Annotated in this window: 25 protein-coding genes and 1 riboswitch; of the genes, 6 read left to right on the top strand and 19 right to left on the bottom strand. The window is 67.5% G+C overall.

From position 1 onward, the window contains the following. Nucleotides 1-55: 55 nt before the first annotated feature. On the bottom strand, nucleotides 56-484 hold the full coding sequence (locus C998_RS0104765) for an OsmC family protein (protein ID WP_018869718.1): 429 nt from the start codon (nucleotides 482-484) through the stop codon (nucleotides 56-58). A gap of 124 nt (nucleotides 485-608) precedes the next feature. Between C998_RS0104765 and crp the strand changes: the two genes are divergently transcribed. Beyond that, nucleotides 609-1,253 (top strand): cAMP-activated global transcriptional regulator CRP, encoded by a 645-nt coding sequence (gene crp, locus C998_RS0104760; RefSeq protein ID WP_026279476.1) that lies wholly within the window; start codon nucleotides 609-611, stop codon nucleotides 1,251-1,253. Nucleotides 1,254-1,268: 15 nt separating this feature from the next. Here crp and trpC read toward each other — a convergent pair whose 3' ends face one another. The 12 genes from trpC to purE all read right to left on the bottom strand — a co-directional run bounded on the left by trpC (nucleotide 1,269) and on the right by purE (nucleotide 11,795). Then, nucleotides 1,269-2,078, bottom strand: a complete 810-nt coding sequence (gene trpC, locus C998_RS0104755) for an indole-3-glycerol phosphate synthase TrpC (protein WP_018869716.1) — start codon at nucleotides 2,076-2,078, stop codon at nucleotides 1,269-1,271. Between the two features lie 3 nt (nucleotides 2,079-2,081). Beyond that, nucleotides 2,082-3,113, bottom strand: coding sequence for an anthranilate phosphoribosyltransferase (gene trpD / locus C998_RS0104750; protein ID WP_018869715.1), 1,032 nt, complete (start codon nucleotides 3,111-3,113; stop codon nucleotides 2,082-2,084). Between the two features lie 83 nt (nucleotides 3,114-3,196). Continuing rightward, on the bottom strand, nucleotides 3,197-4,426 hold the full coding sequence (locus tag C998_RS0104745) for a multidrug effflux MFS transporter (protein ID WP_018869714.1): 1,230 nt from the start codon (nucleotides 4,424-4,426) through the stop codon (nucleotides 3,197-3,199). 85 nt (nucleotides 4,427-4,511) lie between these two features. Then, nucleotides 4,512-5,105, bottom strand: a complete 594-nt coding sequence (locus tag C998_RS0104740) for an aminodeoxychorismate/anthranilate synthase component II (protein ID WP_018869713.1) — start codon at nucleotides 5,103-5,105, stop codon at nucleotides 4,512-4,514. Nucleotides 5,106-5,216: 111 nt separating this feature from the next. Next, nucleotides 5,217-6,704, bottom strand: a complete 1,488-nt coding sequence (gene trpE / locus C998_RS0104735) for an anthranilate synthase component I (protein ID WP_018869712.1) — start codon at nucleotides 6,702-6,704, stop codon at nucleotides 5,217-5,219. 98 nt (nucleotides 6,705-6,802) lie between these two features. After that, nucleotides 6,803-7,486, bottom strand: coding sequence for a phosphoglycolate phosphatase (locus tag C998_RS0104730; RefSeq protein WP_026279475.1), 684 nt, complete (start codon nucleotides 7,484-7,486; stop codon nucleotides 6,803-6,805). Nucleotides 7,487-7,534: 48 nt separating this feature from the next. Continuing rightward, on the bottom strand, nucleotides 7,535-8,224 hold the full coding sequence (rpe, locus tag C998_RS0104725; RefSeq protein ID WP_018869710.1) for a ribulose-phosphate 3-epimerase: 690 nt from the start codon (nucleotides 8,222-8,224) through the stop codon (nucleotides 7,535-7,537). 150 nt (nucleotides 8,225-8,374) lie between these two features. Continuing rightward, nucleotides 8,375-8,698: a c-type cytochrome gene (locus C998_RS0104720; protein WP_018869709.1), complete on the bottom strand. Its 324-nt coding sequence runs from the start codon at nucleotides 8,696-8,698 to the stop codon at nucleotides 8,375-8,377. A 124-nt stretch (nucleotides 8,699-8,822) separates the two neighbouring features. Continuing rightward, entirely contained in the window at nucleotides 8,823-9,488 is a 666-nt protein-coding gene (locus tag C998_RS0104715) for an energy-coupling factor ABC transporter permease (RefSeq protein ID WP_018869708.1), read from the bottom strand. Nucleotides 9,489-9,491: 3 nt separating this feature from the next. After that, entirely contained in the window at nucleotides 9,492-10,112 is a 621-nt protein-coding gene (locus C998_RS0104710; RefSeq protein WP_018869707.1) for a class I SAM-dependent methyltransferase, read from the bottom strand. Further along, the gene (locus C998_RS0104705; RefSeq protein WP_018869706.1) at nucleotides 10,109-11,272 is read right to left on the bottom strand and encodes a 5-(carboxyamino)imidazole ribonucleotide synthase; all 1,164 of its coding nucleotides are present in this window, start codon (nucleotides 11,270-11,272) and stop codon (nucleotides 10,109-10,111) included. The genes C998_RS0104710 and C998_RS0104705 overlap by 4 nt, the downstream gene beginning before the upstream one ends. Nucleotides 11,273-11,279: 7 nt before the next feature. Further along, entirely contained in the window at nucleotides 11,280-11,795 is a 516-nt protein-coding gene (gene purE, locus C998_RS0104700; protein ID WP_255349472.1) for a 5-(carboxyamino)imidazole ribonucleotide mutase, read from the bottom strand. A gap of 99 nt (nucleotides 11,796-11,894) precedes the next feature. On the opposite strand from purE, the gene C998_RS0104695 reads away from it, so the two are divergent. Next, nucleotides 11,895-12,803 carry a phosphoribosylaminoimidazolesuccinocarboxamide synthase gene (locus C998_RS0104695; RefSeq protein ID WP_018869704.1) on the top strand — a complete coding sequence of 303 codons (909 nt, stop codon included), beginning with the start codon at nucleotides 11,895-11,897 and terminating at the stop codon, nucleotides 12,801-12,803. Next, entirely contained in the window at nucleotides 12,800-13,516 is a 717-nt protein-coding gene (bioD, locus tag C998_RS0104690) for a dethiobiotin synthase (protein WP_018869703.1), read from the top strand. The genes C998_RS0104695 and bioD overlap by 4 nt, the downstream gene beginning before the upstream one ends. Here bioD and C998_RS0104685 read toward each other — a convergent pair. The 6 genes from C998_RS0104685 to tkt form a co-directional block, all read right to left on the bottom strand. After that, nucleotides 13,447-14,235 carry a lipid-binding SYLF domain-containing protein gene (locus tag C998_RS0104685; protein WP_018869702.1) on the bottom strand — a complete coding sequence of 263 codons (789 nt, stop codon included), beginning with the start codon at nucleotides 14,233-14,235 and terminating at the stop codon, nucleotides 13,447-13,449. The genes bioD and C998_RS0104685 overlap by 70 nt on opposite strands. Before the next feature lie 107 nt (nucleotides 14,236-14,342). Then, nucleotides 14,343-15,407 (bottom strand): class II fructose-bisphosphate aldolase, encoded by a 1,065-nt coding sequence (gene fba / locus C998_RS0104680; protein ID WP_018869701.1) that lies wholly within the window; start codon nucleotides 15,405-15,407, stop codon nucleotides 14,343-14,345. Nucleotides 15,408-15,469: 62 nt separating this feature from the next. Next, nucleotides 15,470-16,900, bottom strand: coding sequence for a pyruvate kinase (gene pyk / locus C998_RS0104675; RefSeq protein WP_018869700.1), 1,431 nt, complete (start codon nucleotides 16,898-16,900; stop codon nucleotides 15,470-15,472). 42 nt (nucleotides 16,901-16,942) lie between these two features. Continuing rightward, nucleotides 16,943-18,121 (bottom strand): phosphoglycerate kinase, encoded by a 1,179-nt coding sequence (locus C998_RS0104670; RefSeq protein ID WP_018869699.1) that lies wholly within the window; start codon nucleotides 18,119-18,121, stop codon nucleotides 16,943-16,945. A gap of 131 nt (nucleotides 18,122-18,252) precedes the next feature. Then, nucleotides 18,253-19,251 carry a type I glyceraldehyde-3-phosphate dehydrogenase gene (gene gap, locus C998_RS0104665; RefSeq protein ID WP_018869698.1) on the bottom strand — a complete coding sequence of 333 codons (999 nt, stop codon included), beginning with the start codon at nucleotides 19,249-19,251 and terminating at the stop codon, nucleotides 18,253-18,255. Nucleotides 19,252-19,292: 41 nt separating this feature from the next. Then, on the bottom strand, nucleotides 19,293-21,293 hold the full coding sequence (gene tkt, locus C998_RS0104660) for a transketolase (RefSeq protein WP_018869697.1): 2,001 nt from the start codon (nucleotides 21,291-21,293) through the stop codon (nucleotides 19,293-19,295). Between the two features lie 340 nt (nucleotides 21,294-21,633). Here tkt and metK point away from each other — a divergent pair, with 340 nt between their 5' ends. The 3 genes from metK to metF all read left to right on the top strand — a co-directional run bounded on the left by metK (nucleotide 21,634) and on the right by metF (nucleotide 25,293). After that, on the top strand, nucleotides 21,634-22,803 hold the full coding sequence (gene metK, locus C998_RS0104655; protein ID WP_018869696.1) for a methionine adenosyltransferase: 1,170 nt from the start codon (nucleotides 21,634-21,636) through the stop codon (nucleotides 22,801-22,803). Between the two features lie 30 nt (nucleotides 22,804-22,833). Further along, nucleotides 22,834-22,912: riboswitch (S-adenosyl-L-homocysteine riboswitch) on the top strand. Between the two features lie 19 nt (nucleotides 22,913-22,931). Then, nucleotides 22,932-24,344 carry an adenosylhomocysteinase gene (ahcY, locus tag C998_RS0104650; protein ID WP_018869695.1) on the top strand — a complete coding sequence of 471 codons (1,413 nt, stop codon included), beginning with the start codon at nucleotides 22,932-22,934 and terminating at the stop codon, nucleotides 24,342-24,344. Nucleotides 24,345-24,438: 94 nt separating this feature from the next. Further along, nucleotides 24,439-25,293, top strand: coding sequence for a methylenetetrahydrofolate reductase [NAD(P)H] (metF, locus tag C998_RS0104645; RefSeq protein WP_018869694.1), 855 nt, complete (start codon nucleotides 24,439-24,441; stop codon nucleotides 25,291-25,293). Nucleotide 25,294: the final 1 nt, after the last annotated feature.

Here is a 25,294-nt window from a genome sequence, read left to right as displayed (position 1 = left end):
CGGCGAATTGTAGAGACATCACGCGGCGAGTCAACGGCTTGCACCCGCCAGCGGCTCAGCGCGGGGCGGGCCCTTCCACGATCTCGAAATCATGGGTCACGCGGGCCGACGCCCCCAGCATCATCGACGCCGAACAGTATTTCTCGGCGGAGAGCTGTACCGCCCGTGCGACGTGCTTTTGCGACAGATCGTTCCCGTACACCCGGAAATGCACATGGATGTCGGTGAAGACCTTCGGCACCTCGTCGGCGCGGGTGCCGTCGATGTCCACCTGACAGTCCAGCACATCCTGCCGCGACTTCTTCAGCATCGCCACCACGTCGAAACTGGTGCAGCCGCCCAGTCCCAGCAGCAGCATCTCCATCGGCCGTGCCCCCAGGTTGCGCCCGCCGGCGTCCGGCGCCCCGTCCATCACCACCGCGTGGCCGCTGTCCGTCTCGCCGACGAAAGCCACACCGTCCAGCCATTTCACGCGTACCTGCATTTATCCACCCTGCCCGATGTTTTTGTGAACCCGTCGAAGCAGAATCGTCACCGAACCCCCCGCCGGGTGCATTACACTCTCGTGCACTACACTTTAACGTGTTCTCCCGATCGAACCGGTAATCATGAGCAAGCCTTCCGCAGTCCAAACGGCCACGCCCAACCATTCTCCGGCGATGGAGCGCCTGCTGGAACACTGCCAGCGCCGCCACTATCCGCGCCGCACCACCGTGATCCAGGCGGGCACGGTACCGGACACGCTGTACTACGTACTCGGCGGCTCGGTCTCTGTCCTGGGCGAGAACAACGGCCACGAACTGGTGCTGGCCTATCTCAACCGAGGCGAATTCTTCGGCGAGCTCGGGCTGTTCGAGGACGACCCGCGCAGCGCCACGGTCGTCACCCGCGAGGACACCGACACCGCGGAGATCCCCTACACGCGCTTTCGCGAACTGGCGATGCGCGACCCCGAGATCCTGATGCTGCTGACCCGGCAGATCGCCGCCCGCCTGCGGCAGACCTCGCGCAAGGTCATGGACCTCGCCTTTGTCGACGTCACCGGCCGCATCGCGCACACCCTGCTCGACCTCGCTCAGCAACCCGACGCGATGACCCATCCCGACGGCATGCAGCTGCGCATCACCCGCCAGGAACTGGCGCGCATCGTCGGCTGCTCGCGCGAGATGGCCGGCCGCGTGCTCAAGGAACTGGAAGAACGCGGCCTGATCAGCGCGCACGGCAAGACCATCGTGGTCTACGGCACGCGCTGATCCCCCGGCCCCGGCTCAGCCCTCGCCGCGGAACAGCCGCCCGAGGGCTGCGCCCGGATCCTCCTCGCGCATGAAGGCCTCGCCCACGAGGAACGCATTCACCCCCGCGTCGCGCATCCGCTGCACGTCCTCGACGCTGTGGATGCCGCTCTCGGTCACCAGCAGCACGTCTTCCGGCACCCGGTCGAGCAGCTCCAGGGTGGTCTCCAGACGCGTCTCGAAACTGCGCAGGTCGCGGTTGTTGATGCCGATCAGGTCCGCACCCAGGCGTACCGCGCGCTCCAGTTCCTCGGCGTCGTGCACCTCCACCAGCGGATCCATGCCCAGCTCGCGGGTGAGGAAGATCAGTTCGCCCAGGTTGGTGTCATCCAGCACCGCCGCAATCAGCAGCACCGCATCGGCCCCCAGCACCCGCGCCTCGTAGACCTGATACAGGTCGATCACGAAGTCCTTGCGCAGGATCGGCAGGTCACAGGCCACGTGCGCCGCACGCAGGTCACCGTCGCGGCCCTTGAAGAAGCTCACGTCCGTCAGCACCGACAGGCAGGTGGCCCCGTGCTCGGCATACGAACGCGCGAACGCGTCCGGGTTGAAGTTCGGACTGATCTGCCCCTTGCTGGGGCTGGCCTTCTTGATCTCGGCGATCACCGCGGCGCGCCCGGCGTCGATGTCCGCCTGCAGCGCGGCGCGGAAACCGCGCGGCTCCTCCGCCGACGTCAGCCAGCCACGCAGTTCGCGCAGGGGCTGCACGTCGGAGCGCTCGATCAGCTCCTCGCGCTTGCGTTCGAGGATCCGCTCGAGGATATCGGGGGTGTCGTCACTCATGTTTCAACTCTCCTTTTGTGCCAGCCGCGTGGAGACGGCCTGCAGCTGTTCCAGTCGTTCGCGGGCGGCGCCACTGTCGATCACCTCGGCGGCCCGGCGTACGCCCGCCTCCAGGCTGGGCGCGCCGCCGCCCACGAAGATCGCCGCGCCAGCGTTGAGCAGGACGATGTCGCGCGCGGGTCCCGGCGTACCCGCCAGCACGTCGCGCAGCATCGCCGCCGAGGCCGCCACGTCGGCGACCCGCACGGTGTCCAGGGCGGCGGTGGTGAGGCCGACATCCTCCGGCCGCAGGGTATATTCCGTAATCTCGCCGTCGCGCAGTTCCGCCACCCGGGTCGGCGCGCCGATGCTGATCTCGTCCAGCCCGTCCTCGGCGTTCACCACCATCACGTGTTCGGAACCCAGACCCTTCAGGGCCTCCGCCAGCGGTCGCAGCCAGTCCGCGGAGAACACCCCCAGCACCTGGTTGGGCGCACCGGCCGGATTGGTCAGCGGCCCCAGCACGTTGAACAGCGTGCGCACGCCGAGCTCCCGGCGTGGCCCGATCGCATGGCGCATCGCCCCGTGATGGGCCGGGGCGAACAGGAAGCCGACTCCGACCTCCCGGATGCAGGTGGCCACCGCGTCGGGGCCCAGCTCCAGGTTTACGCCCAGGGTTTCCAGCACATCGGCGGAGCCCGAACGCGAGGACACCGACCGGTTGCCGTGCTTGGCCACCCGCACCCCGGCGGCCGCGGCCACCAGTGCCGAGGCGGTGGAGATGTTGAAGGTCCCGGAGGCATCGCCCCCGGTCCCGCAGGTATCCACCAGGCCGGCGCGCGGGACGTCCACCCGCGTGGCCAGTTCCCGCATCACCCCGGCGGCGGCGCGGATCTCGTCGATGGTCTCGCCCTTCATCCGCAGGGCGACCAGCAGGCCGCCGATCTGGGCATCGGTCGCCTCGCCGCCCATCACCGCGCGCATCACGGCGGTCATCTCGTCGGCGTCCAGGTCCTGGCGTTCAATCAGTCGGGCAATGGCTTGTGGCAGTGTCACTCTGGTTCTCCCGGATGGCGGGCAGCGGTGGCCCGGAGTCGGTCGGGGGTCAACGGGGCATCAGTGTAGGGAAACACGCGCCGTTACGCAGGCCGACCGGCCGCAGGGGCGCGCGGCACGTCGCGCGGCACGTCGCGCGGACCGCCGCCCAGCCACCAGATCAGCGCCCCGACCGACCACACCACCAGGGCCCCCGCCACCAGGTGGCGCGGATCATCATCCAGATGGTCGACCAGGAACAGCGTCAGCAATGCACTGATGCCCAGCTGCACGAAGGCCTGCATGGCCGAGGCCATGCCGCGTGCCCCGGGGTAGCAGTCCAGCGCCAGCAGGGTCAGCGACGGCATGGCCGTGGCCAGGGCGAAACTGTACAGCGCGAACGGCCCGGTGATCGACACCACCGGTCCGTCCAGCCAGGCACCGCCCCCGATCAGCACCAGGGCCGTTCCGCTCAGACCCAGCCCGATGCTCACGGCCGCCTGCGGCGTCAGGCGCGCTGCCGTGCGCCCGGCCACGAACGCCCCCAGCAGCAGCCCGGCCACCAGCGGCAGGAACAGCCACCAGAAATCGCGTTCGTCCCCGCCCAGATGCTCGTAGATCAGCGTGGGCGAGGCCGCGATGAAGATGAACATCGCCCCGAACATCGCCGCGTGCACCCCCACCGGCCGCAGGAATCGCGGGTTGCGCAGGGTGCGCAGATAGCCCTGCACGATCGCCGGCGGCCGGCTGCGCACCCGCCCGACCGGCGGCAGCGTCTCCGGCAGGAACGCCCGCGCCGCCAGCAGCAGCACGCCGCCGTACAGCGCGAGAAAGGCGAACACCGAGCGCCAGCCAAAGGCGGCCTGCAGCCAGCCCCCGATGATGGGTGCGGCAGCCGGCCCGATGGAGAACACCATGGTGACCAGAGCAAAGACCCGGCGCGCATCGGTCGGGTCGAAACGGTCGCGCACCAGCGCCCGCCCGACCACCACCCCGGTGGCCGCCGCCAGCCCCTGCAGGATGCGCAGGGTGACGACCTGCCAGTAGGCGGTGGACACCACCAGCAGAGCGGAGATCAGCAGATAGGCGAACAGCGCCCACAGCACCACCGGGCGCCGCCCGAAGGCGTCCGACAGCGGACCGGTGACCAGCGTGGACAGGGCAAACGCCACCAGGTAGGCGGACAGCGTGGCCTGCATCGCCGCCGAGTCCACCGCGAGGGCCTCGGCCATCGCCGGGAACGACGGCAGATAGGTATCCAGCGAGAATGGCGCCAGCATCACCAGCGGCGCCACCAGCAGCGCGTAGCGCAGCCGGGTACGGCGGTCGCTCAATGACGACACGGCAGTCGTCGCGCCGGGTGGTCACGCAAAGGCGTCTGGAGCGCGAACGCGCACATGGGCTCGCGTTTCCCCGGCGTCACGCCGGCTGCGGCAGGCGGCGCAGGAAGTTGTCCAGCAGCTCGTGGCCCTGACGGGTAAGGATGGATTCCGGGTGGAACTGCACGCCTTCCACATCCAGTTCACGGTGGCGCAATCCCATGATCTCGTCACGCCTGCCGTCGGCGTGTTCCGTCCACGCGGTGACTTCCAGGCAGTCGGGCACCGAGCCGGCATCCACCACCAGCGAATGATAGCGGGTGGCCTCCAGCGGATTCTCCAGCCCGGTGAACACGCCCTGACCGGTGTGATGCACCGGCGAGGTCTTGCCGTGCATGATCTCGCGCGCGCGCACCACGGATCCGCCGAAGGCCTGTCCGATGGCCTGGTGCCCGAGGCAGACCCCGAGGATCGGGATCTCGCCGGCGAAGCGCTCGATCACCGCCAGCGATACCCCGGCCTCGTTGGGGGTGCAGGGACCCGGGGAGATGACGATCCCGGCGGGGTCCAGCGTGGCGATGTCCTCCGGGGTGATGCGGTCATTGCGATGCACGGCCACCTCCGCCCCCAGCTCGCCCAGATACTGCACGAGGTTGTAGGTGAAGGAGTCATAGTTGTCGAGCATCAGGATCATGTCGGGCTCCCGGATGGCCTGGACGGCGAGTTGCGGACAAGCGTAGCGCGGCGCGAGGAACGAAGCCCGGAAACCCGGGCAAAAGGGGGCCCACCCGCGCCGGCGGCGAAATCAGCGGCGGTGGCGGCGCGGCCCCAGCCCGCCGAGCGCAGTCTCCGCCGCGCGCACCACGGCGCGGCCCTTGTTCAGGGTCTCCTGCCACTCGTTCTCGGGCACCGAGTCGTGCACCACGCCGGCCCCGGCCTGGATGTGCAGCTCGCCTTCGTGCAGCACCGCCGTGCGGATGGCGATCGCGGTGTCCATGTTGCCGGACCAGGAGAGATACCCCACCGCCCCGGAGTACGGCCCGCGCTTGACCGGCTCCAGCTCGTCGATGATCTCCAGCGCTCGGATCTTGGGCGCGCCGCTGACCGTGCCGGCGGGGAAGGTCGCGCGCAGCACGTCCATCGCCGACAGCCCCGGCGCCAGCTCGCCTTCCACGTTGGAGACGATGTGCATCACGTGCGAATAGCGTTCCACCACCATGGTGTCGGTGACCCGCACCGAGCCGGTGCGGCTGACCCGGCCGGCATCATTGCGCCCCAGGTCGATCAGCATCAGATGTTCGGCACGCTCCTTGGGATCGGCCAGCAGTTCGGCCTCCAGCGCGCGGTCCTCGTCCGGATCGCGCCCGCGCGGCCGGGTCCCGGCGATCGGGCGCACGGTCACGCGTTCGTCCTCCAGGCGCACCAGGATCTCCGGCGACGCGCCGACCACGTGGTGATCGCCCAGGTCCAGGTAATACATGTAGGGCGAAGGGTTCAGTTCGCGCAGGGCGCGGTAGAGATCCAGCGGCGGCGCGGAAAACGGCACGCTCATGCGCTGTGCCAGCACCACCTGCATCACGTCGCCGTCAAGGATGTACTGCTGCGCCTTCTCCACCGCCGCCTGGAAGCCCTCGGCCGACCAGCCGGGAACGTATTCCGGCACCGCGTGCGGATGCGGCGGATCGTCCGGCGGAACCAGCGGCTCGCCCAGACGGGTCTCGAGTTCGTCCAGGCGCTCGGACGCCACCGCCTGCCCGTCCGGCCGGGACGCATCGGCATGCACCACCAGGTACGCGCGACTGGACAGGTTGTCGTAGACCACGACTTCCTCGGAGACCAGCAGCAGGATGTCCGGCAGGCCCAGTTCGTCAGGCTTGTCCGGGCCGTCCAGGCGCGGCTCGATGAGACGCACGGTCTCGAACCCGAAGTAGCCGACCAGTCCGCCGGTGAAGCGCGGCAGGCCCGGCAGATCGGCCACCCGGAAACGCGCCTGATAGGCCTCGATCCAGGCCAGCGGGTCGGCCACGGTCTCGCGTTCGACCACCTCGCCGTCGGTCTCCACCGTGATCTCGTGGCCGTGCACCCTCACCAGGGTGCGGGCCGGCAGCCCCACGAACGAATAGCGCCCCCAGCGCTCGCCGCCCTGCACCGATTCGAACAGATACGAATACGGCCGGTTGGCCAGCTTGAGGAAGATCGACAGCGGGGTCTCGAGGTCGGCGAGCACCTCGCGCACCAGCGGGATGCGGTTATGCCCCTCGCGGGCGAGTTCGTCGAACTGTTCGGGGGTCATGGCGGACATTTCCTGGCAACGGGTCGGATGAAGGACGGCGGTTCAGAGGCCGTCGCGCCATCGTCCGGTCGCGGGGAAGCAGGCGTCCATGACCGGCCTCATGCCGCCCGTGCCGGCAGTCGCGCAGGGAGCTCGTCCAGACGGTCCAGCACCGCGTCCGGATTCTGGTCGCGGATGTCGTCCCCGTGATTGTAGCCGTAGGTCATGCAGACGATCTGGAATCCCGCCGCGCGCGCCGCCTTCACGTCGCTCTTCGAATCCCCGACCATCAGCGAATCCTCCGGCTTCACGCCCAGCTCGCGTGCGGCATGCCACAGGGGCTCCGGGTCCGGTTTTTTCTTCTCCAGGTCGTCGCCGGCGACCACGATCTCAAAGTCGTCGAGGATGCCCTTCTCCGCCAGCAACGGGCGGGTGAAGCAGCCCGCCTTGTTGGTCACACAGCCCAGGCGGTAGCCCTCGGCCCGCAGACGGTCCAGGCCCTCGCGCACGCCGGGATACAGCGGGCTGCGCCCGGCGGTGTTCTCCTGGTAGATCCGCATGAAAACCGGCAGGGCCCGCTGGTACAGCTCCGGGTCGGGCTCGCCGTCGAGATCGTTGACCAGCGCACGCTGCACCAGCCGTTCGACGCCGTTGCCCACCCAGTTGCGCACCGCGGCCTCGCCGCGCTCGGGCAGACCGAGCTCGCGCATCATCGCGTCCACGCTCCAGGCCAGATCGGGCACGCTGTCGATCAGCGTGCCGTCCAGGTCGATCAGGATCATGGCGGGACGTTTCAGACTCACGCGAACCTCGCAGCGACGGGCGGAACGGACGGACGGGGCACCAACGCCTCAGGCGCCGGCCAGCTCCTCGCGCATCTTCTTGAGGATGCTGTCGTAGCGGTTCGGATCGGAATCCTCGCCCGCGCCGAAGATCGCCGAGCCGGCGACGAAGGTATCCGCGCCGGCCGCCTTGACCTCGCGGATGTTGTCGGCCTTCACGCCACCATCGATCTCCAGGCGGATATCACGCCCGGAGGCGTCGATGCGCTGGCGCGCCTCGCGCAGCTTGTCCAGCGTGCCGGGGATGAACTTCTGCCCACCGAAACCGGGGTTCACCGACATCAGCAGGATCATGTCGACCTTGTCCATCACGTAATCCAGATGCGACAGCGGGGTCGCCGGATTGAACACCAGCCCGGCCTTGCAGCCCTCGCTCTTGATCAGCTGCAGAGTGCGGTCGATGTGGTCGGAGGCCTCCGGATGGAAGGTGATGTAGCTGGCACCGGCCTGGGCGAAATCCGGGATGATGCGGTCCACCGGCTTCACCATCAGGTGCACGTCGATCGGCGCCTGGATGCCGTGCTTGCGCAGGGCTTCGCAGACCAGCGGACCGATGGTCAGGTTGGGGACATAGTGGTTGTCCATCACGTCGAAGTGGACGATGTCGGCGCCCGAGTTGAGGACGTTCTCGACTTCCTCGCCCAGCCGGGCGAAATCGGCGGACAGGATGGACGGAGCAATCAGGTCGGGTTGTGCCATGCGGTGCCTCGCGAAGGTTAAATCGGGAAGGAGACCGGCGCGTGCCGGTTCTTCTGAACCGCAAAACTTTACCCGAAGGCGCGGCCCCGGGCAAAAATCCGGGACCGCGCAGCGGGGCCGACGAGCGTCGCCCCCGGGGCAAACCGCGCCTTATTCGGCGAACTCGGTCTCGATGAAGGCCGCCACGTTGGCGATGTCCTCGTCGCTCAGCGACTGCGCGTGGGGGCGCATCAGCGCGGTGTTGTCGCCCACCTGCTCGCCGGCGCGGTAGCGTTCGAGCTTGTCGGTGACGTAGGCGGCGTCCTGACCCTTCAGGGCCGGGAAGATCGCCTGACCACGCCCGTCCGCCTGGTGGCAGCTGGCACACACGGCCTGGTACATGGACTGCCCGGCCTTGATGTCGGCCGCCTGCGCCGGGAGGGTAAAGGCGAGGGCCAGACCGGCCCCGGTCATCAGCGCGAATGCGTTCTTCATTGTTGTTGTCTCCTGCTGGATCCTTCGGGTTTTGTGCACAGGGTCTCGGCCGCTGCGTGGAAGGAACATTAGCAGGCACTTCCTGAACGGTTCATTAAACAAATGCTGATTTGATCGGGGCAGGTCAGCGTCCGTGGAGATAGCGCTCGTCCGACCAGGTGGCCAGCCAACCCGGGCGCAGGACCACCAGGGCCGTGACCACGATGCCGTTGACCACCGACTCGGGCAGGATCAGCAGGGGGAGATAGCGCACGTAGTCGCGATAGACCTCGTGCCAGGCCAGTTCGGTGAACAGGCCGTACACCGCCGCGGTACCCAGCACCGCGACCACCGCCGACAGCGCCCCTCCGAGGAAGGCCACCCCGTAGAGATAGATGAACATGTGCGGCGGCAGGCGGGTTTCGGTCAGGCGCAGCAGCCCCCAGGTCACCGCCACCGGCAGGATGCCGGCCAGCAGCACGGTCAGGGGCACGGTCGACATCGGCAGCACGCCGAACAGTCCGAGCACGCCCACCACCAGAAACGCCAGCAGGATCGCCAGCTGCCAGCCGAACACCAGGGTCACTGCGGTCATGCCCATCAGGTGGAGGGCCAGGCCGTCCACGGTCTGCGCGCGCAGGGTCCAGATGACCAGCAGCGCGATGAATGCGCCGACGAACAGCTGCGCGCGACCGGGGATGAAAAAGGCCTCCCAGGGCATGCGACGCAGCATCACGACCAGCCCCGCCCCGGTCAGCAGGGCCACCATCACCTGGAGCGCGACGGGCAGATCGGCCGCACCCTCGGCCACGGGTCAGTCCTCCTCGCGGCGCGCCAGGGCGACGGTGTAGTCGCGCCCCTGCTTGAGCTTGTCGTAGTTGCCGAACACCTCGCGAAACCCCTTTTCGATGAAGCGTCGCAGCCCGGTAATGGTCACGACATACAACCGCCCTCCGGGGTTCATCTGCTCGTGCGCATCCAGCAGCCAGGTATAGAGCAGCTCGCGCCCGACCTTGGCCGGGAGATTGGAGGCGACGACATCGAAGCGACGGTCGCGGATATGCGAGAAGCCGTTGCTCAGCAGGCATTCGACGTTGCTCAGCCCGTTACGCTCGGCATTCGCGCGGGCGTATTCCACCGCCATGAAGTTGGTGTCCACCAGGGTGCAGGCCCCGGGGGCGGCCTTGTGCGCCATCACCAGGCCGATCGGGCCGTAGCCGCAGCCGAGATCGAGGCAGCGATCACCGGATCCGATCTCGGCGTGCCGCAGCAACAGCCGGGTCCCGTCGTCGATCCGCCGCGGCGAGAACAGGCCCCAGGTGGTCCGCAGGCGCAGCGGCACGCCTTCCAGGGTCTCCTCGATCTCGAGGTCCTGTTTCAGTTCGGCCTGACGCGCGCGCCGCGCGGCGGCATCGGGAAAATGGTTCCGGCTCATTGCGATGGTTCTCCGGCGAGGCCCCGCCACAGGGATTCGGCGACGTCGGCTACCGCGTCGGCGTCGTCCTCGTCCGGCAGGCCGACCACGTTTACATGCCCCATCTTGCGCCCCGGACGGGCCTCGGCCTTGCCGTACAGATGCAGCCGGGCCCGCGCCTCGCCGAGCACGCCGGTCCAGTCCGGCGCGGTGGCCGCCGGCCACAGGTCGCCCAGCAGGTTGACCATGGCCACCGGGGCCGTCGCCCGGGCCGGGGCCAGCGCCAGGCCACAGACCGCGCGCAGCTGCTGTTCGAACTGTGACACGCTGCAGGCATCCAGGGTGTAATGGCCGGAATTGTGGGGCCGCGGGGCGATCTCGTTGACCAGCAGCTCGCCGCCGGCGGTCACGAAGAACTCCACCGCCAGCACCCCGCAGTAATCCAGATGATCGGCAACCCGCAGCGCGACGTCACGGGCCTGCTGCTCCAGTGGGGCGGACAGACGCGCCGGGACCCGGGTCAAATGCAGGATGCCGTGGCGATGATGGTTCTCGGCCACCGGGCACACCTCGCTGCGCCCGTCGGGCGCGCGCGCCACGATCACCGAAACCTCGCGCGCCAGCTCGACCTGCTCTTCCAGCACGCAGTCCACCCCGCCCAGCCCGGCATGGGCCGCGGCCAGGTGGTCCGGATCCTCGAGACGGGCCTGCCCCTTGCCGTCATAGCCCAGGCGAGCGGTCTTGAGCACCGCCGGGAAGCGCGGCTCGCCGGCCCCGGTGGCCGGGGGCTGCGGATCACGACCGGCCAGCACCGGTCGCCACGGCGCCACCGCGATGCCCGCCTCGCCCAGAAAGCGCTTCTCCTCCAGGCGATCCTGGGCAATCGTCAGCGCCCGCACCCCCGGCCGCAGGCAACCACGCGCCGCGACCCGTTCCAGCGATTCGGCGGGAATGTTCTCGAACTCGGCGGTGACCACCGCGCAGGCATCGGCCAGCTGATCCAGCGCTGCGTGATCGTCGAATGCGGCGACGCGGTGCCAGTCCGCGACCGCCCCGGCCGGGCTGCGCGGGTCCGGGTCCATCACCATCACGGCGTAGCCGGAACGGCGCGCGGCCAGCACGAAATAGCGGCCCAGCTGGCCGCCGCCCAGCAGGCCGAGGGTGGCGGGCGGAGCAATCATGACCGGTTCACGCCGGGTCCGGCGGCAGGGACTGACCGAGAACGGCGTCGCGCTGTTCGGCGCGGAAGGCATCCAGCCGGGCCGCGAGATCGGGGTCGCCGGTGGCCAGCATCGCGGCCGCGAACAGCGCGGCATTGGCGGCACCCGATTCGCCGATGGCGAAGGTGGCCACCGGGATCCCGCGCGGCATCTGCACGATGGACAGCAGCGAGTCCTCGCCCTGCAGGTGACGCGAGGCCACGGGCACGCCCAGCACCGGCACCGGCGTCTTGGCGGCCAGCATGCCCGGCAGGTGCGCGGCGCCGCCGGCCCCGGCGATGATCGCGGACAGACCCCGCTCACGCGCCTGTTCGGCGTACTCGAACAGCAGGTCCGGCGTGCGATGCGCGGACACCACGCGGGTCTCGTGGGGGATTTCCAGACGCGCCAGCAACTCGGCCGCGCGCTCCATGGTGCCCCAGTCCGAGGTGCTCCCCATGACCACCCCTACGCGGGGCGGCGTTGTCGTTCCCGTGATATTCATCCGGGCAACGATAGCCGCCCGGCCCGGCGCGGACAAGACTTGACGCCCACGCGCCGACCGGAGGATTCCCCGGACGGGCCGAACCGCTACAATGGCGGGATGAACGATACCCTGCTCGAAAGTGACATCCCCGACCTGGAATGCGTCCACCGCGGCAAGGTGCGCGACCTGTACCGGGTGGACGACGACCACTGGCTGATGGTGACCACCGACCGGCTGTCGGCATTCGACGTGATCCTGCCTACCCCGGTGCCGGATAAGGGACGAGTGTTGACCGCGATCACCGTGTACTGGATGCGGCGCATCGAGCGCGAGCTGGGCATCCCCAATCAGCTGACCGATATACCGCTGGCCGAGGTGGTGCCGGACCCCGGGGTGCGCGCGCCGCTCGAGGGGCGCAGCCTGGTGGTGCGGCGACTGGAGGCCCTGCCGGTGGAAGCGGTGGTACGCGGCTACCTGATCGGCTCCGGCTGGAAGGACTATCAGGCGACGGGTGCGGTCTGCGGTCTCCCGCTGCCACCGGGCCTGGAACTGGCCGGGGCACTGCCGGAGCCATTGTTCACGCCCAGCACCAAGGCGGCGGTCGGGGATCATGACGAGAACGTCGACTTCGACCATGTCGCCGCTGCCATTGGCGAGGAGCGCGCGCGCGAGGTGCGTGACGCCAGCATCGCGATCTACAACCTGGCGCGCGAGCACGCCGCCGCGCGCGGAATCATCATCGCCGACACCAAATTCGAATTCGGGCTCGACCGCGAAGGCCGCCTGCATCTGATCGACGAGGTCCTGACACCCGACTCCTCGCGCTTCTGGCCGGCAGACGAATACACCCCGGGCCGCAGCCCCGCGTCGTTCGACAAGCAGTACGTGCGCGACTATCTCGAGACCCTGGACTGGGACAAGACGGCCCCGGGCCCGGCCCTGCCCGCGGAGATCGCCGAGCAGACGGCGGCGCGCTATCGCGAGGCGCTGGAACGCCTGACCGGGTCGCCGCTCGACCGGTCATGAATCCCGCGGGCCTGTTCGTCAGCGCAACCGACACCGGCGTGGGCAAGACCTTCGTCGGCTGCGCGCTGCTGCAGGCCTGGTGCGCGGCGGGGCTGAACCCCGTCCCGTGCAAGCCGGCGGAATCCGGCTGCGAGACAGGGCCGGACGGCCTGTATCCCGCTGATGGCGTGGCCCTCACTGCAGCCGCGGGGCTGCCCCCGGCGGCAGTGGCGTGGGTGACCCCCTGGCGGTTCCCCGATGCCCTCGCCCCGGACCAGGCGGCGCGCAACATCGGTCGCCCGCTGTACCTCGCGGACCTGGTCGACGCCTGCGAGGCACAACGGGAAGAAGCGGAGGGGCCGCTGCTGGTGGAAGGCGCCGGCGGCTTTTATTCGCCGCTGGCCGAGGATGCGCTGAACGCCGACCTGGCCGTGGCGCTCGGCCTGCCGGTGCTGCTGGTGGCGGAAGACCGCCTCGGGACGCTGAACACCTGCCTGCTGACACTGGAGGCCCTGGAGCGGCGCGGACTCGCACTGGCGGGGATCGTGCTCAACCGGCGGCGGCCCGACACCGATCCACAACTGGACAACGCATCCGCCCTGCAACGGCGCACACCAGTGCCGGTGATCGAACTGGCCGAAGGGATCACCCCGGAGCGGGCCGGTCAGAGGGTCTCGACCTCCATCGCATCGGGCCTGATCCCCCCTTCGGCCGGATCGGCCTCCGGCCGCTGATCCTCACCGCCGCGCGCCGGGGCCTCGCCGGCCTCGTCGCGGCGGAGCTCGAGCAGGGCATCACGCAGGGCATGAGTCCCGGGGTGATCCACCCGACGGCCCTCCAGGATGTGCACCGGCCGCAGGTCCTCGCCGTAGTAGGCCTCGTTGAAGTCTTCGCGGACTGTCAGGCGCGAGCCTTCGAAGCTCATCCCCAGATACGCCCCGCGGGCCCGCGCGTAAGAGATGAAATCCGCATTGACGGAGGCGCTGCGCCCGGCGCCCACCGGGCCCGCGGCGACTTCGGCATCCCCTCCCAGGCGCATGGACGAGGCAAACAGCGAATCGCGGGCATCGGGCCGCCGTGCAACCATCACCACCTCGGCGGCATCCCCGCCGATCTGTACGCCGAAGCTGACGGATCCGAGTGAATAGAACCCCACCGGACTGTAATCGCCCTCGTCTTCGTCCCAGGCCAGGGCCACGCCCAGCCCGCCGGATCCGCCAATGAAGAACCCGCCACGGATCACGCGCGGGAAGATCACCACCGCATGCGCTTCCCGCAGGTCGGCGCGCAGCGCGGGATAGTCGGGGTGCCCGGCCATGCGGGTGAGGGTGTCCTTCGCGCGGTCGACGATGTCCTGCGGATCGACGTCGCGCGCGAACGGGTTGGCGCTGGCCGGGGCCATCAGGGAGAGGGCCACGGCAAGAGCGAGAGCAATGACGATAAACGGGCGCATCGGGGCCTCCGTGGAGGTGCCTGGGTTCGAACAGGATCCCGACATGATGGCACAAAAAAAGGGGGCCGAAGCCCCCTTTTTCGTGCATCCGTGCGCGGATCGCGAGATCAGTTGATCTTCGGATCCAGCTCGCCGTTGTTGTAGCGGGCAACCATGTCGTCCAGCGACATCGGCTTGATCTTGGACGCCATCCCGGCGCAGCCGAAGGCTTCGAAGCGCTGCTTGCAGACGTCCTTCATGCCGGCGGTCGAGGCCTTCAGGAACTTGCGCGGGTCGAATTCCTTCGGGTTCTCGGCCAGGAACTTGCGCACTGCGCCGGTGGAGGCCATGCGCAAATCGGTGTCGATGTTGACCTTGCGCACACCGTGCTTGATGCCTTCCTGGATCTCCTTGACCGGCACGCCATAGGTCTCGCCCATGTCACCGCCGTACTGGTTGATGATCTTCAGCCATTCTTCCGGCACCGAGGAGGAGCCGTGCATCACCAGGTGGGTGTCCGGGATCCGGGCGTGGATCTCCTTGATGCGCTCGATCGCCAGGATGTCACCGGTCGGCGGACGGGTGAACTTGTAGGCGCCGTGCGAGGTGCCAATGGCGATGGCCAGGGCGTCGCACTTGGTCTTCTTGACGAAGTCCGCGGCCTCGTCCGGGTCGGTCAGCAGCTGGTCGTGGGACAGCGTGCCTTCGGCGCCGGAACCGTCTTCCTCACCGGCCTGACCGGTTTCCAGGGAGCCCAGGCAGCCCAGCTCGCCTTCCACGGACACACCGCCGGAATGGGCCATCTCGGCCACCTTGGCGGTCACGTCGACGTTGTAGTCGTAGGTCGACGGGGTCTTCATGTCGGGCATCAGGGACCCGTCCATCATCACCGAGGTGAAGCCCGACTGGATGGAACGCAGGCACACCGCCGGCTCGGCGCCGTGGTCCTGGTGCAGCGCGATCGGGATGTCCGGATACTGCTCGGCAGCCGCCTCGATCATGCGGCGCAGGAAGGGCTCACCGGCGTACTTCCGCGCACCGGCGGACGCCTGGATGATCACGGGGGAGTCCACTTCCTTCGCGGCCTCCATGATCGAATGGATCTGTTCCATGTTGTTGGCGTTGTAGGCCGGCATGCCATAGCCATGCTCGGCGGCATGGTCCAGCAGCTGGCGAAGCGAGATCAGTGCCATGGTTCCTCCTTACGGGATTCGCACTTCAGGTTGGGAACTGGACGTCCGGGTGACGGTCGCCGTCAGGCGACTTCGCCGGCCCGGACGATTTTCATTGCGTTGGTGCCGCCATGGGCACCCTGCAGGTCGCCCTTGGTGATTATGACCAGCTGGCCATCCTGCACGACCCCCTCGGCCTGGAGCAAGTTGACCGCTTCGCGGTTCAGGCTCTCGTGGCTCTCCGGCAGGGAGTCAACATACACCGGGTAGACACCGCGGTACAGGCTCATGCGACGGCTGGTGTCCATGCGCCGGGTCAGCGCGTAAATCGGGATCCCGGAACTGATCCGCGACATCCACAGGGCAGTGGCGCCGGACTCCGTGAGCGCCGCGATCGCCTGCACGTCCAGATGGTTGGCCGTGTACATGGTGGCCATCGCGATCGCCTCGTCCACCCGACCAAAGGTCGAGTCCATGCGGTGGTCCGACTGCCGCGCGGCACGCTGGCGCTCCGCGGCTTCGCAGATCCGGTCCATGCTGGAGACCACCCGTCCGGGATAGCGTCCGGTTGCGGTCTCGCCGGACAGCATCACCGCGTCGGTGCCATCCAGCACCGCGTTGGCCACGTCGAAGACCTCCGCCCGCGTGGGGATCGGATTCTGAATCATGGTCTCCATCATCTGGGTCGCGGTGATGACCAGCCGGTTGAGGGCGCGCGCCCGCGAGATCAGGGTCTTCTGCACCCCGGGCAGTTCGGCGTCGCCGATCTCCACCCCGAGATCCCCGCGCGCGATCATGATCACCTCGGTCGCCGAGATGATCTCGTCGATCACGTCCAGGGCCTCGGAACGCTCGATCTTGGCGCAGATCCCGGCCTCCCAGCCGGCCTCCTTCAGGAGGCCGCGGGCCAGGTGGATGTCCTGCGCCGAGCGCGGAAACGACACCGCCAGGTAGTCCACCTCCAGTTCAGCCGCCAGGCGGATGTCCTCGCGATCCTTGTCGGTGATCGCCGGGGCGGACAGGCCACCCCCCTGGCGATTGATGCCCTTGTTGTTGGACAGCTCGCCGCCGACCACGACCTCGGTTTCGACCCGGCTCGCCGCGACCGCGGTCACCTTGAGCACGATGCGGCCGTCATCCAGCAGCAGGATGTCATCCGGGCGTACGTCCTTCGGCAGGTCGGTGTAGGTCAGGCCGACCTGGGTGTCGTCACCGTCGTCGCGGCCCAGGTCCGCGTCCAGCGCGAACGGTGCGCCTTCTTCCAGGTGCACCTTGCCATTGGCGAAGCGCTCGATGCGGATCTTGGGCCCCTGAAGGTCGCCCAGCACGCCGACCACGCGATGGGCACGTTCGGCGGCCGCGCGCAGTCGCTGCACGCGGGCACGGTGGTCATCCGGATCCCCGTGCGAGAAGTTGACGCGCACGACATCGACGCCGGCCTGGATGATGGCATCCATGGCTTCGTCGCTGTCGGTCGCGGGGCCAAGGGTGGCTACGATCTTGGTGCGTCTCACGCGGGGCTCTCCGATGTTGGATGACGTAGCATTCAAGGCCGTTCAGCCCTTCGCCCGCTCCTCGAGCATCGCCACGGCCGGCAGCGTCTTGCCTTCCAGGAACTCGAGGAAGGCACCGCCGCCGGTGGAGATGTAGCTGATGCGCTCGGAGAGATCGTATTTGTCGATCGCCGCCAGGGTGTCGCCACCGCCGGCAATGGAGAAGGCATCGCTTTCCGCGATCGCCTCGCCCAGGGCCTTCGTGCCGGCCGCAAACTGGTCGAATTCGAACACGCCCACCGGGCCGTTCCACACGATGGTGCCGGCATTACGCAGGGCTTCCGCGTAGGTGGAAGCGGTGTCCGGACCCACATCGAAGATCATGTCGTCGGCGCCGATCGCGTCCACCGCTTTGGTCTCCGCCGGCGTGCTGTCGGAAAACTCCTTGCCCACGGTGACGTCGGTCGGCACCGGGATCTCGCCGCCCTTGGCGCGCGCGGCTTCCATCAGCCGCTTCGATTCGTCGACCAGATCGGCCTCGTACAGCGAGTTGCCGACATCATGGCCCTGGGCCGCGATGAAGGTGTTGGCGATGCCGCCACCCACGATCAGCTGGTCCACGACCTTGGACAGGGATTCCAGCACGGTCAGCTTGGTCGAGACCTTGGACCCGCCGACGATCGCGACCAGCGGGCGCTTCGGGTTGTCCAGCGCCTTGCTCAGGGCTTCCAGTTCGCGGGCCAGCAGCGGACCGGCGCAGGCCTGCGGCGCGAACTTGCCGGCCCCGTGGGTGGAGGCCTGGGCGCGGTGAGCAGTACCGAAGGCGTCCATCACGTAGACGTCGCACAGCGCGGCGTACTTCTTCGCCAGTGCCTCGTCATCCTTCTTCTCGCCCTTGTTGAAACGGACGTTTTCGAGCATCACCACCTCGCCGGGCTGGATCTCGACCCCGTCGAGGTAGTCCCGCACCAGACGCACTTCGCGGCCGAGCAGCTGGCCCATGTGCTCGGCGACCGGGGCCAGGGAATCCTCCTCGGAGAATTCGCCCTCGGTGGGCCGACCCAGATGCGACATCAGCATCACGCCGGCGCCGCCTTCCAGGGCCTTCTGCACGGTCTCGAGACTCGCGCGGATACGCGCATCGGACGTGACCTTGCCGTCCTTGACGGGGACGTTCAGGTCCTGGCGCACGAGCACGCGGCGACCCTGCAGATCGAGATCGGTCATCTTGGTGACGGACATGGAATACCTCGCGGAAAAGGTTGGAACGAATAAAGTCTTCGGTGCAGCCCCCCTGGCGGGGAGGCTGCGCCCAAGACTCTGGCGGGATGCCGCCGGGAGCGGCACGCGCCCCGGCGGACTCCCCGCAGGTCTTATTGGGCGACGTGCTCCACCATGCGAAGCATGTTGCAGGTGTAGCCGTACTCGTTGTCGTACCAGGCCACGACTTTCACGAACGTCGGGTCCAGCTGGATGCCGGCGCCGGCATCGAACACCGACGGGGCGGTGTAGCCGCGGAAGTCGGTGGAGACCACCAGGTCTTCGGTGTAGCCCAGCACGCCCTTCAGCTCGCCCTCGGAGGCCTTCTTCATGGCCTCGCAGACGGCCTTGTAGTCGGCTTCGCCGTTGAGCTCGGCGGTCAGGTCCACCACCGAGACGTCGGAGGTCGGCACGCGGAAGGCCATGCCGGTCAGCTTGCCGTTCAGCTCGGTCAGCACCTTGCCCACGGCCTTGGCGGCACCGGTGGAGGACGGGATGATGTTCTCCAGGATGCCGCGGCCGCCGCGCCAGTCCTTCATGGACGGGCCGTCGACGGTCTTCTGCGTGGCGGTGGCGGCGTGCACGGTGGTCATCAGGCCGCGCTTGATGCCCCAGTTGTCGTGCAGGACCTTGGCCACCGGCGCCAGGGCGTTGGTGGTGCAGGAAGCGGCGGAAACCATGTTCTGGCCGCTGTAGTCGCCGTGGTTCACGCCGTAGACGAACATCGGGGTGTCGTCCTTGGACGGGGCGGACATCACGACCTTCTTGGCGCCGGCGTCCAGATGCTTCTGCGCGGTCTCGCCGGTCAGGAACAGGCCGGTGGACTCGATCACCACGTCGGCGCCGATGTCGCCCCACTTCAGGGCGGCCGGATCCTTCTCCGCGGTCAGGCGGATGCGGTTGCCGTTCACGACCAGGTCGTTGCCCTCGACACTGATGTCGCCTTCGAAGCGGCCGTGGACCGAATCGTAGCGCAGCATGTAGGCCAGGTATTCCGGATCCAGCAGGTCATTGATGCCGACCACCTGCAGGTTGGGGAAGTCCTGGGCGATGGCGCGGAAGGCCATGCGGCCGATGCGGCCGAAACCGTTGATACCAACCTTGATAGCCATGGGAGTCTCCTCTTTCAGCTCTTATTGAAAATCGTCGGGGCTCAGCCGTTCAGCACGTCGCGGGCGATCTGCGCGACATTCTCCGGCTTGAAGCCGAAGTAATCGAACAGCGCACCGCCCGGGGCGGATTCGCCGAAGCAGTCCATGCCGAACACCGCGCCGTCCATGCCGGTGAACTTGTACCAGCCCGCGGTGGCGCCGGCTTCCACGGCCACGCGCTTGCGCACGGCGGACGGCAGCACGGATTCGCGGTAGGCCGGATCCTGCTGTTCGAACAGTTCCACGCAGGGCATGGACACGACGCGCGCCTTCTTGCCCTCGCCGGCCAGCGTCTCGGCCGCCTGCACCGCCAGCTCGACCTCGGAACCGGTCGCGATGAAGATCAGATCCGGGGTGCCGTCGCAGTCCTTCAGCACGTAGCCACCGCGCGCGATGTTGGCGAGCTGCTCGCCGTCGCGCTCCATGTGCGGCATGCCCTGGCGCGACAGGATGAACGCGGACGGCCCGTCGGTGCGCTCGACACCGGCCTTCCAGGCCACCGCGGTCTCGACCGCGTCACAGGGGCGCCACACGTTCAGGTTGGGGATCAGGCGCAGGCTCGGGGTCTGTTCGATCGGCTGGTGGGTCGGGCCGTCCTCGCCAAGGCCGATGGAATCGTGCGTCAGCACGTACATCACGCGCTGCTTCATCAGCGCGGACATGCGGATGCCGTTACGCGCATAGTCCGAGAAGATCAGGAAGGTGCCGCCGTACGGGATGAACCCGCCGTGCAGCGCAATGCCGTTCATGATCGCGGCCATGCCGAACTCGCGCACGCCGTAGTACACGTAGTTGCCGGCGGCGTCTTCCTTCGAAACGGGCTTCGAGCCGCTGTACATGGTCAGGTTGGAGCCCGCCAGGTCGGCGGAGCCGCCCAGCAGTTCCGGCAGCGCCGGGGCATAGCCACCGATGGTCGCCTGCGACGCCTTGCGCGTGGCGGTCTTCTCGGCCTTCTCGACGGTTTCCTTGATGAAAGCCGTGGCCTTCTCGGTCCAGTCGGAGGGCAGGTCGCCGGCCATGCGGCGTTCGAATTCGGCGGCCAGTTCGGGGTGCGCCTTGCGATACGCCTCGAAGCGTTCCTTCCATTCGGCCTCGGCCTTCGCGCCCTTGTCCTTCGCATCCCAGCCGGCGTAGATGTCGTTCGGGATCTCGAACGGGGCGTGGTTCCAGCCCAGCTCCTTGCGGGTCAGCGCGACTTCGTCATCGCCCAGGGCAGCGCCGTGGCACTCTTCCTTGCCGGACTTGTTCGGGGAACCAAAGCCGATCACGGTGCGGCAGCAGACCAGGGTCGGCTTGCCGGTTTCCTTGCGGGCCTGCTCGATCGCGGCCTTGACCGCATCGGCGTCATGGCCGTCCACGTCGCGCACCACGTGCCAGCCATAGGCCTCGAAGCGGGACGGGGTGTCGTCGGTGAACCAGCCTTCGACCTCGCCGTCGATGGAGATGCCGTTGTCATCCCAGAACGCGACCAGCTTGCCCAGGCCCAGGGTGCCGGCCAGCGCGCAGGCCTCGTGCGAGACGCCTTCCATCAGGCAGCCGTCACCGAGGAACACATAGGTGTTGTGATCGACGATCTCGTGGCCCGGACGGTTGAAGTGGGAGGCCATGACCTTCTCGGCCAGCGCCATGCCCACGGCGTTGGACACGCCCTGACCCAGCGGGCCGGTGGTGGTCTCGACGCCTGCGGTATAGCCGTACTCGGGGTGCCCCGGTGTCTGCGAATGCAGCTGCCGGAACTGCTTGATCTCGTCCATCGGCAGGTCGTAGCCGGTGAGGTGCAGCAGCGAGTACACCAGCATCGAACCGTGGCCGTTGGACATCACGAAACGGTCGCGGTCGGCCCAGTCCGGGTTCGCCGGGTTGTGCTGCATGTAGTCGTTCCACAGCACCTCGGCGATGTCCGCCATCCCCATCGGGGCCCCCGGGTGACCGGAATTGGCCTTCTGGACCGCGTCCATCGAAAGGGCGCGGATGGCATTGGCAAGCTCTCTACGGGTGGGCATGCGGGTCTCCTGCTCAAGTGATGAAAGATTCTGGCCGGGGCGGGAACCGGTCTCGCGGCTCCGGCGCTGCAGCGTCAAGGCGCGCCGGGCGGACCGGACAACGGGCGGGCAAGGCCGCACAACCCCAGTGACGGCGGAGCATTTTGGCCACTTTCAACCAGCGGGGCAAGTCGCGTCCCGACGCGCCGCAGCGGGCGCGCCGGCGCGGATCGCCGACACCCCCGCAGCCGGGGCTCGTGGGTTCCGCCGACAGGGGGGCTTAGAAATTCCCGGCGAGTCGCGTTACACTAGCGGTCGTTTTGCGCAAAACTAAATCGAAACGACAGAAAAGGAACGCTTAATGTCCAACTACATCTTCACCTCGGAATCGGTCTCTGCGGGTCACCCCGACAAGATGGCCGACCTGGTCTCCGACACCATCGTCGACGCCATCATCGAGCAGGACCCGCACGCCCGCATCGCGTGTGAAACCGCCACCAAGACCGGCATGGTCATGCTGCTGGGCGAGATCACCACCGGCGCGCAGATCGATTACGAGCGCCTGGTGCGCGAGACCGTCTGCGAGATCGGCTACGACGATTCCCACAAGGGCTTCGACGGCAACACCTGCGCCGTGCTGAACGTGCTGGGCGAGCAGTCCCAGGACATCGCCATGGGCGTGGACCGCGACGTCTCCGACCGCGCCACCCAGGGCGCCGGTGACCAGGGCCTGATGTTCGGCTACGCCGCGCGCGAAACCGATACCCTGATGCCCGCCCCGATCTTCTACGCTCACAAGATGGTGCGCATCCAGTCCGAGCTGATGAAGAGCGGCAAACTGCCGTGGCTGCGCCCGGACGCCAAGAGCCAGGTCTCCCTGCGCTATGAAGACGGCAAGCCGGCCGGCCTGGACGCGGTCGTGCTGTCCACCCAGCACAGCCCGGAGATCTCCCAGAAGGACCTGCAGGAAGCCATCTATGAAGAGATCTTCAAGAAGGTCCTGCCGGCCGAATGGCTGAACCAGGTCTCCGATGACCAGATCCACATCAACCCGACCGGCAAGTTCGAAATCGGCGGCCCGGTGGGCGACGCCGGTCTGACCGGTCGCAAGATCATCGTCGACACCTACGGCGGCATGGCCCGCCACGGTGGCGGTGCGTTCTCCGGCAAGGACCCGTCCAAGGTGGACCGCTCCGCTGCTTACGCCGGCCGCTACGTGGCCAAGAACGTCGTCGCCGCCGGCCTGGCCGACAAGTGCGAGATCCAGGTCTCCTACGCCATCGGCGTGGCCGACCCGACCTCGATCACCATCGACACCTTCGGCACCGGCAAGATCGACGACCGTCGCATCGAGACGCTGGTCCGTGACATCTTCGACCTGCGTCCGTGGGGCCTGGTCCAGATGATGGATCTGCTGCGTCCGATCTACAAGGCGACCGCCGCCTACGGCCACTTCGGCCGCGAAGACGTCGACCTCCCCTGGGAGCGCACCGACAAGGCCGAGGAACTCAAGAAGGCCGCCGGACTCTAAGAGTCCATATTTCGTAAGCGAAACACCCATCCGGCTGAGGAGCGCTGCAGCGGTTCCACCGTCAGGCTCAGCCGGATGTTCCCCTGAAGTAACACGGCGCTCATCCAGACCAACGGAGAAGTAACACCATGAATGCTGTGATGGATGCCAAGAAATCGGGCGACTACGTCGTCAAGGACATCAACCAGGCCGAGTTCGGCCGCAAGGAAATCGCGATCGCCGAGACCGAAATGCCCGGTCTGATCCAGACTCGCGAAGAGTACGCGGCCTCCCAGCCGCTGAAGGGCGCCAAGATCGCCGGCTCCCTGCACATGACCATCCAGACCGCCGTGCTGATCCAGACCCTGGAAGCGCTGGGTGCCGAGGTCCGCTGGGCCTCCTGCAACATCTACTCCACGCAGGACCACGCTGCCGCGGCCATCGCCGACAACGGCACGCCGGTCTTCGCCGTGAAGGGTGAGACCCTGGAAGAGTACTGGGACTACTGCCACCGCATCTTCGAATTCGATGGCGGTGCCAACATGATCCTGGACGACGGTGGCGACGCGACCCTGCTGCTGCACCTGGGTGCCCGCGCCGAGAAGGATGCCTCCGTGCTGGAAAACCCCGAGCACGAAGAAGAAGTGGCCCTGTTCGCCAAGATCAAGGAACGCCTGGCCGAGCAGCCGACCTGGTACTCGGACATGCTGTCCAAGATCCACGGCGTGACCGAAGAGACCACCACCGGCGTGCACCGTCTGTACCAGATGGCGAAGACCGGCGAGCTGGCCTTCCCCGCCATCAACGTCAACGACTCGGTCACCAAGTCCAAGTTCGACAACCTGTACGGCTGCCGCGAGTCCACCGTGGACTCCATCAAGCGCGCCACCGACGTGATGATCGCGGGCAAGATCTCCGTGGTCGCCGGCTACGGTGACGTCGGCAAGGGTGCCGCCCAGTCGCTGCGTGGTCTCGGCTCCACCGTGTGGGTCACCGAGATCGACCCGATCTGCGCCCTGCAGGCCGCGATGGAAGGCTTCCGCGTCGTGACGATGGACGAAGCCGCCGACAAGGCCGACATCTTCATCACCGCCACGGGCAACAAGGACGTGATCACCGAAGATCACATGACCCGGATGAAGGACCAGGCCATCGTCTGCAACATCGGCCACTTCGACTCCGAGATCGACGTCGCCTCGATGCGCAAGTACGAGTGGGACAACATCAAGCCGCAGGTTGACCACATCATCCTGCCGAACGGCAACCGCATCCTGATGCTGGCCGAAGGCCGTCTGGTGAACCTGGGCTGCGGCACGGGCCACCCGTCCTTCGTGATGTCCAACTCGTTCACCAACCAGACGCTGGCGCAGATCGAGCTCTGGAACAAGGGCTCGGAGTACGACAAGCAGGTCTACATCCTGCCGAAGCATCTGGACGAGAAGGTCGCGAACCTGCACCTGAAGAAGCTGGGCGCGAACCTGACGCGCCTGACCGACGACCAGGCGCAGTACCTGGGCATGTCGGTGGATGGTCCGTTCAAGCCGGAACACTACCGCTACTGATCGGCCAGCCTCACATTAGTCAACTGACTGTGTGACAGCCCGGGCGGGCCGCATACTCGTGCGGTCCGCCTTCTTTTTGTCTGGAGGACAAGCAATGAGCAATCAGGAACGCGTCTTCAGCGTTGAATTCTTCCCGCCCAAGGACGATGCCGGCGCCGAACGCCTGGCCAAGGCCCGCAAGCGTCTGGGCGCCCTCAAGCCGGAGTTCTACTCCGTCACCTTCGGCGCCGGCGGTTCGACCCGTGACCGCACCCTCGAGACGGTCAAGGACATCATCCAGAACGATGGCATCCCGGCCGCCCCGCACGTCTCCTGCATCTCGTCCACGAAGGACGAACTGCGCGACCTGCTGAACGCCTACCGCGACATCGGCGTGGACCGCATCGTGGCGCTGCGTGGCGACCTGCCGTCCGGCACCAAGCATTCCGGTGGTGATTTCCGCTATGCGTCGGAACTGGTCGAGTTCGTACGCGCCGAGTTCGGCGACCAGTTCAAGCTGGAAGTGGCAGCCTATCCGGAATTCCATCCGCAGGCCCCCAGCGCCGAGAAGGACCTGGAAAACTTCAAGACCAAGGTGGACGCCGGCGCGAATACCGCGATCACCCAGTATTTCTACAACGTGGATGCGTACGTCGCGTTCATGGAGCGGGTGGAGGCGATGGGCATCACCATCCCGATCATCCCGGGCATCATGCCGATCACCAACTACACCCAGATCATGCGCTTCTCCGAGATGTGCGGGGCGGAAATCCCGCGCTACATCCGCAAGCGCATGGAGGCCTACGGGGACGACAAGGATTCCATCCGCAAATTCGGTATCGAGGTGGCTACCCGTCTGACCGACGAGCTGCTGGAGAAAGGCGCCCCGGGCATCCATTTCTACTCCATGAACCAGGCCGGCCCGACCGAGCAGATCTGGAAGGACCTGGACCTCGACAACCGTCGCTGAC

The sequence above is a fragment of the Thioalkalivibrio sp. ALgr3 genome (assembly GCF_000377325.1).
In the GTDB taxonomy this organism is placed as follows: domain Bacteria; phylum Pseudomonadota; class Gammaproteobacteria; order Ectothiorhodospirales; family Ectothiorhodospiraceae; genus Thioalkalivibrio.
This window is presented reverse-complemented; position numbering and strand designations above follow the sequence as displayed.

What these genes read in the sequence shown, in the direction of transcription:
- C998_RS0104765 (WP_018869718.1), bottom strand. Translation starts at nt 484, where the DNA reads ATGCAGGTACGCGTGAAATGGCTGGACGGTGTGGCTTTCGTCGGCGAG.
- crp (WP_026279476.1), top strand. Translation starts at nt 609, where the DNA reads ATGAGCAAGCCTTCCGCAGTCCAAACGGCCACGCCCAACCATTCTCCG.
- trpC (WP_018869716.1), bottom strand. Translation starts at nt 2,078, where the DNA reads ATGAGTGACGACACCCCCGATATCCTCGAGCGGATCCTCGAACGCAAG.
- C998_RS0104740 (WP_018869713.1), bottom strand. Translation starts at nt 5,105, where the DNA reads ATGATCCTGATGCTCGACAACTATGACTCCTTCACCTACAACCTCGTG.
- trpE (WP_018869712.1), bottom strand. Translation starts at nt 6,704, where the DNA reads ATGACCCCCGAACAGTTCGACGAACTCGCCCGCGAGGGGCATAACCGC.
- rpe (WP_018869710.1), bottom strand. Translation starts at nt 8,224, where the DNA reads ATGGCACAACCCGACCTGATTGCTCCGTCCATCCTGTCCGCCGATTTC.
- C998_RS0104720 (WP_018869709.1), bottom strand. Translation starts at nt 8,698, where the DNA reads ATGAAGAACGCATTCGCGCTGATGACCGGGGCCGGTCTGGCCCTCGCC.
- C998_RS0104710 (WP_018869707.1), bottom strand. Translation starts at nt 10,112, where the DNA reads ATGAGCCGGAACCATTTTCCCGATGCCGCCGCGCGGCGCGCGCGTCAG.
- C998_RS0104705 (WP_018869706.1), bottom strand. Translation starts at nt 11,272, where the DNA reads ATGATTGCTCCGCCCGCCACCCTCGGCCTGCTGGGCGGCGGCCAGCTG.
- purE (WP_255349472.1), bottom strand. Translation starts at nt 11,795, where the DNA reads ATGAATATCACGGGAACGACAACGCCGCCCCGCGTAGGGGTGGTCATG.
- C998_RS0104695 (WP_018869704.1), top strand. Translation starts at nt 11,895, where the DNA reads ATGAACGATACCCTGCTCGAAAGTGACATCCCCGACCTGGAATGCGTC.
- bioD (WP_018869703.1), top strand. Translation starts at nt 12,800, where the DNA reads ATGAATCCCGCGGGCCTGTTCGTCAGCGCAACCGACACCGGCGTGGGC.
- C998_RS0104685 (WP_018869702.1), bottom strand. Translation starts at nt 14,235, where the DNA reads ATGCGCCCGTTTATCGTCATTGCTCTCGCTCTTGCCGTGGCCCTCTCC.
- fba (WP_018869701.1), bottom strand. Translation starts at nt 15,407, where the DNA reads ATGGCACTGATCTCGCTTCGCCAGCTGCTGGACCATGCCGCCGAGCAT.
- C998_RS0104670 (WP_018869699.1), bottom strand. Translation starts at nt 18,121, where the DNA reads ATGTCCGTCACCAAGATGACCGATCTCGATCTGCAGGGTCGCCGCGTG.
- gap (WP_018869698.1), bottom strand. Translation starts at nt 19,251, where the DNA reads ATGGCTATCAAGGTTGGTATCAACGGTTTCGGCCGCATCGGCCGCATG.
- tkt (WP_018869697.1), bottom strand. Translation starts at nt 21,293, where the DNA reads ATGCCCACCCGTAGAGAGCTTGCCAATGCCATCCGCGCCCTTTCGATG.
- metK (WP_018869696.1), top strand. Translation starts at nt 21,634, where the DNA reads ATGTCCAACTACATCTTCACCTCGGAATCGGTCTCTGCGGGTCACCCC.
- ahcY (WP_018869695.1), top strand. Translation starts at nt 22,932, where the DNA reads ATGAATGCTGTGATGGATGCCAAGAAATCGGGCGACTACGTCGTCAAG.
- metF (WP_018869694.1), top strand. Translation starts at nt 24,439, where the DNA reads ATGAGCAATCAGGAACGCGTCTTCAGCGTTGAATTCTTCCCGCCCAAG.